Genomic DNA, 8,099 nt, shown 5'->3' on the forward strand with positions numbered 1-8,099 from the left:
GTGGTCGTGGCGCACCCGTGACGTACCTGTCCCATACGGCTTCCTTCCATTCCAACGAAAGGATCGCACCATCAAACCGTGGGATCAAACACCTAAGACGGGTCAGGCGATCCGCATGGGATCGGCGTCGGAGAACGGCACGGAGGTCGTCGTCGGCACCGCGGTGATGCGGATCGGACAGAACAGCCGCAACGTCGCGACCGCGGTCGCCGATCGGTTGAAGTCGATCAACGCCTCGCTGCCACCCGACGTAGTGGTGCAGCCGGTCCTCGATCGCACAGCCCTGGTCAATTCCACCATCAAGACGGTGGCGAAGAATCTCGGCGAAGGCGCACTGCTCGTCATCGTCGTGCTGTTCCTGTTGCTCGGCAACTTCCGCGCCGCGCTGATCGCCGCGGCGGTCATCCCGGTCACGATGATGCTGACCGGGTTCGGAATGTTACGGCTGGGGGTTTCGGCGAACCTCATGTCGCTCGGCGCGCTGGACTTCGGGCTGATCGTCGATGGTGCCGTCATCATCGTCGAGAATGCGTTGCGGCGTCTCGCCGAGCAACAGCATCACGAAGGTCGCCTGCTGAGCGTCAAGGAGCGGTTGGAGGCGGTCGCGACCGCGGCGCGCGAGATGATCCGTCCGTCCGTGTACGGGCAGGCAATCATCATCCTCGTCTATGTGCCCTTGCTGACGCTGACCGGCGTCGAGGGCAAGACGTTCGTGCCGATGGCGCTCACCGTCATCATCGCGCTGCTGTTCGCGTTCGTCCTGTCGCTGACCTTCGTGCCTGCGGCGATCGCCATCTGGCTGTCGCGGAGGGTGAACGAGGAGGACGGGCGGATCATCTCGTGGCTGAAGCAGCGCTACGAACCGGGCCTTGAGAAGGCGATGAAGCGACCGTCGATCACCATCGGCGCCGGCGTCGTCAGCCTCGTCGCCGCGGCGCTTGCCTTCACGACGCTGGGACAGGTGTTCCTCCCCCAGCTCGACGAGGGCGACCTGCTCATCCAGGCGCTGCGCATTCCGGCGACATCGGTGCAGCAGAGCCAGGCGATGCAGGTGCCGATCGAGCGCATGGTCTCGAAGCAACCCGAGGTGCGGTTCGTCTTCTCCAAGACGGGCACGGCCGAGCTGGCTTCGGACCCGATGCCGCCCAACGCGACCGACATGTTCGTCATCCTGAAGCCGCATGCGGAATGGCCCGACCCCAAACTGGAGAAGGCCGCGCTGGTCGAGCGGCTGGAGACGAAGCTCGCGCAGTTCCCGGGCAACGCCTATGAGATCACGCAGCCAATCCAGATGCGGTTCAACGAGCTGATCGCCGGCGTGCGCGGCGACATCGCGGTGAAGGTGTTCGGCGACGACTTCGCCTCCATGAACCGCACCGCCGAACAGATCGCCGGCATCCTTCGCCGGACGCAAGGAGCGGCTGACGTGAAGGTCGAACAGACGACGGGACTTCCCATGCTCGACATTCGCGTCAACCGCGACGCGATGGCACGGGTCGGCGTCACCGCGCAGGATGTGCAGGACACCATCACCGCCACGCTCGGCGGTCGCGAGTCCGGCATGATCTTCGAGGGAGACCGGCGCTTTCCGGTGGTCATCCGCCTGTCGGACGCCGAGCGCGCCGACCTGGGGCTGCTCGAACAGGTGCAGGTGCCGGTCGCCGGCGGTGGCTATGTGCCGCTGTCCAGCGTCGCCGATATCGGCGTCGTCGACGGGCCGAACCAGATCAGCCGCGAGAACGGCAAGCGCCGCGTCGTCGTCCAGGCGAACGTCCGCGGACGCGACGTCGGCAGCGTGGTCGCGGATGCGCAGGCGGCGGTCGCCGGCGTGCGCCTGCCGGCGGGCAGCTATCTCGAATGGGGCGGCCAGTTCGAGAATCTCGAATCCGCCAGCCAGCGGCTCAAACTCGTGGTGCCGGCGTGCTTCGTGCTGATCCTGCTGCTCCTCTACGGGGCCTTGGGATCGGTACGCGATGCGGCGATCGTCTTCACCGGCGTGCCCTTCGCGCTGGTGGGAGGCGTGCTGCTGCTGTTCGTTCGCGGCATGGACTTCTCGATCTCGGCCGCGGTGGGATTCATCGCATTGTCGGGTATCGCGGTCCTCAACGGCCTCGTCATGGTTAGTTCGGTGCAGGAGCTGATCCGGTCGGGCATGGACCGGGCCGAAGCGGCGCGGACGGGCGCGCTCCAGCGATTGCGCCCGGTCGTCATGACCGCGCTGGTCGCCAGTCTCGGCTTCGTACCGATGGCATTCGCCAGCGGAGCCGGCGCGGAAGTGCAGAAGCCGCTCGCGACCGTCGTCATCGGCGGCCTGATCTCGGCGACGCTGCTGACGCTGTTCGTGCTGCCGACGCTTTACGCCCGGTTCGGGCAGCAAGCGGTCAAGGTCGACGACGCGGATAGGGCGGACGACGGCGCGCCGCTGCCGCAACCCGCATGATCGCGTCTGGCAGGGGGGACTGACGATGGCGGCGCTCAAGTTCGCACTGATCCCCATGATCGCGATCATGATCGGCGCGCTTCTCGCCGGGTGGCGCACACCCGGCGAGAGGCTGGTCGCCGCCATGCAGCACCTTGCAGCCGGCGTCGTATTTGCCGCGGCGGCGACCGAAATCCTGCCGCTGGTGATGCACGGGGGATCGCCGGCTGCGACGCTGATCGGCGGTGCGATCGGCGTCGCGGTAATGCTGGGCCTCAAGGCGGCGGAAGGCCGGTTTGACGGCCCCGTGGCGCTGCTCGCCGCGATCGGGCTCGATCTTGCTATTGACGGCCTGGTTCTGGGTCTGGCCTTCATCGCCGGCGAGAAGGCGGGCACGTTGCTGGCGGTCGCGCTGACGCTCGAAGTGCTGTTCCTGGCCCTGACGCTCACCAATGATCTGACGAGCCGGTATCGCAAGATGAAGGCGATCGGCCTAACCTGCGCGCTTGCGCTGCTGGTGCCGATCGGCGCACTCGTCGTGCAGCCCGTGGCGCTGCTGTCGCCGGTGTGGATCACGGGATTCCTGAGTTTCGGCCTGATGGCGCTGCTCTACCTCGTCACCGAGGAGCTGCTGGTCGAGGCGCACGAGAAACCGGACTCTCCGCTCATCAGCGCGATGTTCTTCGTCGGCTTTCTCGCACTGCTGCTCATCGAGGAGATCGCGATGTGACCGGCCTGACCTTGAGCGGTGTCGATGTGCGCCGCGATCCATCCCGTAAGGAGAAGAAAATGTCGATCACCACGGCGCGATGGTCCTTTCTGGCCGCTGCGATTGCCCTGTCTGCGTGTTCCGGCGGCAAGCCGGCGGGCCAGTTCGGATCGAACGAGTCCGGTGCGACCGATGCCATCCACGGATCGAGCGCACGGCACGGCCGGCATGGCGATGCCGTCGACCGGCGATCCTGATACCGACTTCCTTCGGGGCATGATCCCGCACCATGAAGGTGCGGTCGATATGGCTCGCGCCGAGCTTGCCAACGGCACCGATCCGAAGGTGCGCGCGATGGCGGAGGAGGTGATCCGGACCCAACAGGCCGAAATCGTGAAGATGCAGGCCTGGCTCGCCGAACGGCAAGCCACAAAGAAGGGGACGCGATAATGGCACACGATCACGGCGAAGCCGGGCACAGCCACGACCATACGGCCGGCGCCAACGCCAAGATGCTCAGATGGGCGCTTGCCCTGACGGCGACCTATCTCGTGGCAGAGGTGGTCGGCGCCTTCGTGTTCAACAGCCTCGCGCTGCTGTCCGACGCAGCCCATATGATGACCGACGTCGCCGGTCTGGTCATCGCGTTGATGGCGATCCATCTCGGCAAGAAGGCTGCCGACGACAAGCGGACGTTCGGCTACAAACGACTGGAAATCCTCGCCGCGACCTTCAATGCGATCCTGCTGTTCGTCGTCGCCATGTATATCCTTTACGAGGCGATCCAGCGCTTCCGCGAGCCGCAGTCGATTCAGTCGACCGGCATGTTGATCGTCGCGGTCATTGGCCTCGTCGTGAACTTCGTATCGATGCGTCTGCTGACCGCCGGCAAGGACGAAAGCTTCAACGTCAAAGGCGCCTACCTGGAAGTATGGGCCGACATGATCGGCTCGGTCGGCGTCATCCTTGGTGCCCTCGCGATACGGTTCACGGGCTGGACGTGGGTCGATCCAGTCATCGCCATCGGCATCGGCCTGTGGGTGCTGCCGCGCACCTGGGTTCTGCTCAAGGGAACGATCAACGTGCTGCTGGAAGGTGTCCCCGGCGGGTTGAAGCTGCCGGAGATCCGTTCAACGATCGCCGCCATTCCGGGTGTCGCCGGCGTTCATGACCTGCACGTCTGGTCGATGGCTTCGGACGAGATCAATTGCACCGCCCATGTGACGCTCGGCGAGGGCGTCGATCCCGATAGCGTCAGGGTTGCAGTGACCAGAACACTCGACGAGAGGTTCGGGATCGAACATTCGACGATCCAGACCGAAGCGCCATCGCAAGCCTGTGAGGATGACCAGCACCTTCATCGCTAGCCATCTCGGCGATCGAAAGTCACAACCGGTATGCTCTATGTCGTCATCAAGGCAATGATCTCCGGTGCGATTATCGCGGCGGTTTCGGAGATCGCCAAGCGCAGTCCCGGCGTCGGCGCACTTGTCGCATCGTTGCCGTTAGTCTCTGTGCTGGGAATGATCTGGCTGTGGCGCGACACCCAAGATCGGGTGCTGATGGCGTCTCACGCCGGGGCGACTTTCTGGTTCGTGCTGCCATCGTTACCGATGTTCCTGCTGATCCCCGCGTTGCTCGGGCGCAACGTACCATTCTGGCTAGCGCTGGGCGCGGGGTGCCTCCTTACCATCCTGCTCTATCTCGGCCTGGTATGCCTTGGTCCACGCCTCGGCCTGCGGTTATAGGCCATCAGCGCAGGTCTCCCGCAATGTTGAGAGGCAACGCACACTAGACCAACGCCATATATCCGCTATGCTGGATATATGGAAAACGACTCGGCTATCACTGCGCTGGGCGCACTCGCACAGGGCACCCGCCTCGACGTGTTCCGCCTGCTGGTGCGGCACGAACCGGACGGCATGGCCGCAGGCGATATCGCCCGCCAGCTCGACGTGCCGCAGAACACCATGTCGGCGCATCTCGGAATCCTCGCCCGTGCGGGTCTGGTCCGCTCCGAACGGCATAGCCGCTCGATCATCTACCGTGCCGATCTGGACGGCCTGCGCGCGCTGACGCTGTTCCTCGTCAAGGATTGCTGCGCCGGCAATGCGGAGCTGTGCGCGCCGCTCGTCGCCGAACTCGCCCCCTGCTGCTGAAAGGACATCCCGTGGCCGTCGATATCGTCATCTATCACAACCCCGAGTGCGGCACGTCGCGCAACACGCTGGCGATGATCCGCAATGCCGGCATCGAGCCGCATGTGGTCGAATATCTGAAAACCCCACCCGCACGCGCGCTGCTAGTCGAGTTGATCGACCGCGCCGGCATGAGGCCGCGTGAGCTGCTGCGCGAGAAGGGGACGCCCTATGCCGATTTGGGCCTGGGCGACACGTCGCTGTCCGACGACGCGCTGGTGGATGCGATGATGGCGCATCCGATCCTCATCAACCGGCCGCTGGTTGTCTCGCCGCTCGGCGTGAAGCTCTGTCGGCCGTCCGATGCCGTGCTTGATCTGCTGCCAAGCGATCAGCTCGGCGCGTTCGCGAAGGAAGACGGGGAGAAGGTGGTCGATGCTTCGGGCCAGCGCGTCGCCTGATGCTCCTTGCCGTCCTGATCTTCGTCGCGACGATCGCGCTCGTCATCTGGCAACCCAAGGGACTCGGCATCGGGTGGAGCGCGATGGGCGGGGCCGTCGTGGCGCTGCTCGCGGGGGTGGTCACGCTGTCCGACGTGCCGGTGGTGTGGGGCATCGTCTGGAATGCGACCGCTGCGTTCGTCGCGATCATCGTCATCAGCCTGCTGCTCGATGAAGCCGGGTTCTTCGAATGGGCCGCGCTCCACGTCGCCCGCTGGGGCCGGGGGCATGGTCGTCGGCTGTTCGTCCTGATCGTGCTGCTCGGCGCGGCGGTATCCGCGCTGTTCGCCAACGACGGCGCGGCGCTGATCCTGACGCCGATCGTCATCGCCATGCTGCGGGCGCTCGGCTTCAAGGACAAGGCGACGCTGGCGTTCGTCATGGCCGCCGGGTTCATCGCCGACACCGCCAGCCTGCCGCTGGTCGTGTCGAACCTCGTCAACATCGTGTCGGCCGATTTCTTCAAGATCGGGTTCGGCGAATACGCGGCCGTGATGGTACCGGTCGACCTCGTGTCGATCGCCGCGACGCTGGGCGCGCTGCTGCTGTTCTTCCGGCGCGACATACCGACCGACTATGACGTGGGAGCGCTGCGCGCGCCGCGCGACGCGATCCGCGATGCCGCGACCTTCCGCGCCGGATGGATCGTTCTCGCGCTGCTGCTCGCCGGCTTCTTCCTGCTCGAACCGCTCGGCGTGCCGGTCAGCGCCGTGGCCGCTGCCGGCGCGATCCTGCTGCTGGTGATCGCGGGGCGGGGCCAGGTGATCTCAACGGCCAAGGTGCTGCGCGGCGCACCCTGGCAGGTCGTGATCTTCTCGCTCGGCATGTATCTCGTCGTCTACGGCCTGCGGAACGCCGGCCTGACCGATCATCTGGCGGCGCTGCTCGATCGCACGGCGCAAGGGGGCGTGTGGGGCGCGGCGCTGGGTACGGGCGTGATCGCGGCCGTCCTGTCGTCGGTGATGAACAACATGCCGACCGTGCTGGTAGGCGCGCTCTCGATCGACGCCACCCACGCCACGGGCGCGATCAGGGAAGCGATGATCTACGCCAACGTGATCGGCTGCGATCTCGGCCCCAAGCTGACGCCGATCGGTTCGCTCGCGACGCTGCTGTGGCTCCACGTCCTTGGACAGAAGGGCGTGCGGATCGGATGGGGCTATTACTTCCGTGTTGGCGTCACGCTCACCGTGCCGGTGTTGCTCATCACGCTCGCGGCGCTCGCGATCCGGATCAGCCTCGCGTGATGGGACTGACCATCACGACACTCGAACCCGCCGAGCTGGCCGGGTTGGCATGGTTCCTCAACGCTGCGAGCCTACCGAGCGCCGACCTCGCCGACCCTGGCCGCCTGTTCTTCCGGTTCGAGGCCGATAGCCTCGTCGGCTATGGCGGCCTGGAGGGGGAAGGGGCTGGCCCGCTCGATTCCGCGCCGCGTATCCTTCTGCTCTATGGTTCGCTGCGCGAACGGTCCTTCTCCCGGCTGTGTGTCGAGGAAGCGGCGCGCCTGCTCCGGTTCTTCGGCTGCGAGACGCGCATCTTCGATCCATCGGCCCTGCCGCTGCCCGACCAACATGCCGGCGACGACCATCCGGCCGTCCATGAGCTGCGCGAGCTGTCTCTATGGTCGGAGGGTCAGGTGTGGTGCAGCCCGGAACGTCACGGGCAGATCACCGGCATCATGAAATTGCAGATCGACCATCTGCCGCTGTCGATGGGCGGGATGCGCCCGACGCAGGGGCGGACGCTCGCGGTCATGCAGGTGTCGGCCGGATCGCAGTCGTTCAACAGCGTCAACACGCTGCGCGTGCTGGGTCGCTGGATGCGGATGGTGACGATCCCGAACCAGTCGAGCGTCGCCAAGGCGTTCAATGAGTTCGATGACGACGGACGGATGAAGCCATCGAGCTACTATGACCGGATCGTCGATGTGATGGAGGAGCTGGTGCGGTTCACGGTGCTGCTGCGCGCGCATACTGTGCAACTGGTCGATCGCTATTCAGAGCGAAAGGAAGCCGGGGTGCCGATCAATACTGCGATGGACCTGTCCAGCATCGCGATTGCGCCGTAGGTCTCACAACTGAACTGCCTAAAAGAATTGACTATTTCCGATGCTTGCGAAGTGATGAAGCTCTCGCCGCGCTGGCTCACTCGACCCAGCTCGAAGCCAAGCGAGGCCAATTAACAGCGTAAACCACGACCAGATTTTACATAATCAATGTTATCGGACTGGCAGATTGTAAGCGCTAAGTACAAATGGCACCAGCCCGCTAGATAGAAATGGCACTCTGCGGTGCTATCGGCGGGTCGCCGGTGTCATAGCCGTTCTTGGC

The 8,099-nt window shown here is 65.0% G+C and carries 9 protein-coding genes and 1 pseudogene; all 10 read left to right on the top strand.

Going from position 1 to position 8,099, the window contains the following annotated elements; all coding sequences use genetic code 11:
• Positions 1–88: 88 nt before the first annotated feature.
• Positions 89–2,440: pseudogene (locus BMX36_RS20925) on the top strand (efflux RND transporter permease subunit); the annotation flags it as partial.
• Between the two features lie 25 nt (positions 2,441–2,465).
• On the top strand, positions 2,466–3,149 hold the full coding sequence (locus tag BMX36_RS20930; RefSeq protein ID WP_018251250.1) for a ZIP family metal transporter: 684 nt from the start codon (positions 2,466–2,468) through the stop codon (positions 3,147–3,149).
• Complete coding sequence (locus tag BMX36_RS22275) at positions 3,146–3,385, top strand: hypothetical protein (protein ID WP_018251251.1); 240 nt, start codon at positions 3,146–3,148, stop codon at positions 3,383–3,385. Before BMX36_RS20930 ends, BMX36_RS22275 begins: the two co-directional genes overlap by 4 nt.
• Complete coding sequence (locus BMX36_RS22280; protein ID WP_231376782.1) at positions 3,321–3,578, top strand: CopM family metallochaperone; 258 nt, start codon at positions 3,321–3,323, stop codon at positions 3,576–3,578. The genes BMX36_RS22275 and BMX36_RS22280 overlap by 65 nt, the downstream gene beginning before the upstream one ends.
• Positions 3,578–4,495: a cation diffusion facilitator family transporter gene (locus BMX36_RS20940; protein ID WP_018251253.1), complete on the top strand. Its 918-nt coding sequence runs from the start codon at positions 3,578–3,580 to the stop codon at positions 4,493–4,495. Before BMX36_RS22280 ends, BMX36_RS20940 begins: the two co-directional genes overlap by 1 nt.
• A 30-nt stretch (positions 4,496–4,525) precedes the next feature.
• Positions 4,526–4,876 (top strand): DUF3147 family protein, encoded by a 351-nt coding sequence (locus tag BMX36_RS20945; RefSeq protein ID WP_018251254.1) that lies wholly within the window; start codon positions 4,526–4,528, stop codon positions 4,874–4,876.
• A 78-nt stretch (positions 4,877–4,954) separates the two neighbouring features.
• Entirely contained in the window at positions 4,955–5,287 is a 333-nt protein-coding gene (locus tag BMX36_RS20950; protein ID WP_018251255.1) for an ArsR/SmtB family transcription factor, read from the top strand.
• Positions 5,288–5,298: 11 nt separating this feature from the next.
• A complete protein-coding gene (gene arsC / locus BMX36_RS20955) occupies positions 5,299–5,727 on the top strand; it encodes an arsenate reductase (glutaredoxin) (RefSeq protein ID WP_018251256.1) in 429 nt (142 codons plus the stop codon).
• Positions 5,727–7,013, top strand: a complete 1,287-nt coding sequence (locus BMX36_RS20960) for an arsenic transporter (RefSeq protein WP_043061442.1) — start codon at positions 5,727–5,729, stop codon at positions 7,011–7,013. Before arsC ends, BMX36_RS20960 begins: the two co-directional genes overlap by 1 nt.
• The gene (gene arsH / locus BMX36_RS20965) at positions 7,010–7,837 is read left to right on the top strand and encodes an arsenical resistance protein ArsH (RefSeq protein WP_305825955.1); all 828 of its coding nucleotides are present in this window, start codon (positions 7,010–7,012) and stop codon (positions 7,835–7,837) included. Before BMX36_RS20960 ends, arsH begins: the two co-directional genes overlap by 4 nt.
• The last annotated feature ends 262 nt before the right edge of the window (positions 7,838–8,099 follow it).

The sequence above is a fragment of the Sphingomonas sp. OV641 genome (genome assembly GCF_900109205.1).
Taxonomy (GTDB): Bacteria; Pseudomonadota; Alphaproteobacteria; order Sphingomonadales; family Sphingomonadaceae; genus Sphingomonas.